This window comes from Bacteroides sp. D20 (assembly GCF_003436255.1).
GTDB classification, from domain to species: Bacteria; Bacteroidota; Bacteroidia; order Bacteroidales; family Bacteroidaceae; genus Bacteroides; species Bacteroides uniformis.
The window spans coordinates 1-1155 of record NZ_QSOO01000050.1 but is presented as its reverse complement, the minus strand read 5'-3'; the positions used below and the strand labels follow the sequence as shown (position 1 = coordinate 1155).

1 protein-coding gene is annotated in these 1155 nt (G+C 42.3%); it reads right to left on the bottom strand.

Annotation, left to right across the window (positions count from 1 at the left end):
- Positions 1–7 precede the first annotated feature (7 nt).
- Entirely contained in the window at positions 8–988 is a 981-nt protein-coding gene (locus DXD78_RS20910; RefSeq protein ID WP_005794072.1) for an IS30-like element IS4351 family transposase, read from the bottom strand.
- Positions 989–1155: the final 167 nt, after the last annotated feature.

The following is a 1155-nucleotide window of genomic DNA, read 5'->3' as shown; positions in this document are numbered from 1 at the left end:
GCTGAATTCAACTTGCAAATGCAACAGAATTCTGATTAATAATTTGTTTAAATTTTTCGTTTGGCGTGAGGTATCCAAGTCTTTTACGAGGTCGATTATTGAGTTTATTTTCAATCCACTTAATCTGTTTGTTGGTTACTTCACTAAAGTCCTTACCCTTTGGGATATACTGCCTGATAAGCCCGTTGGTGTTTTCATTGGCACCACGTTCCCATGAGTGGTATGGTTTGCAAAAATAGAATTTTATTTCCAATTTTTGCGCAATTTCCTCGTGCTTTGCAAACTCCTTTCCATTGTCAGCCGTAATTGTGTGTATTAAGTTTTTCACTTTCCGCAGTGCCCATACTGCAATCTTAGCTACCGGGATGGCTTCTTTTCCCGACAACTTGCGTATCCAGACCCTGCTTGTTGCTCTGTCGTTAATGGTAAGAATGGCACCTTTGTGGTTCTTACCAATAATTGTATCTATCTCTAAATCACCAAATCTCTCCTTCAGTTCCACTATCTCGGGACGCTCATCAATATCCACCCTGCCTGGGATAAATCCTCGCCCTGCATTTTTAGAACCACGTTTGGCATACCTGCGACCTTGTCTGCGAAGATATTTGTGCAGTTTGCCACCCCGCCGCTTATCCTCCCAAATCCAGCGATATATCGTTTCGTGAGATACCATCGCAATTCCCTCCAAGCGGCTCCTGCCGACAATCTGCTCCGGGCTGAATCCTTTCTTCAACAGCTTTATTATCCGTTTTCTCATTGCCGGTGTAAGCACTTCCTTGCGATGTTTTTGCTGCTTGCGCCTGTCTGCTTTTCGCTGGGCAAGCTCCATGCTATAGCTACCACTTCGGGCGTCGCAATTGCGCTTTATCTCCCTGTAAACAGTGCTTTTATCTACTCCGATAGCTTCCGCTATTGCTTTTTTGCTCATCGGTATTTGCAACATCATAGAAATTGCATACCTTTGTTCCTCGGTTATATGTTTGCTCATCTGCAACTTTTTTTTCTTTGGACGGACAATTAAAGCAAAGATAGCAAACTTTATCCATTCAGAGTGAGAGAAAGGGGGACATTGTCTCTCTTTCCTCTCTGAAAAATAAATGTTTTTATTGCTTATTATCCGCACCCAAAAAGTTGCATTTATAAGTTGAACTCAAG

Excerpts from the sequence above, each read along its gene's own strand:
- DXD78_RS20910 (WP_005794072.1), bottom strand. The coding sequence starts at position 988 with ATGAGCAAACATATAACCGAGGAACAAAGGTATGCAATTTCTATGATG.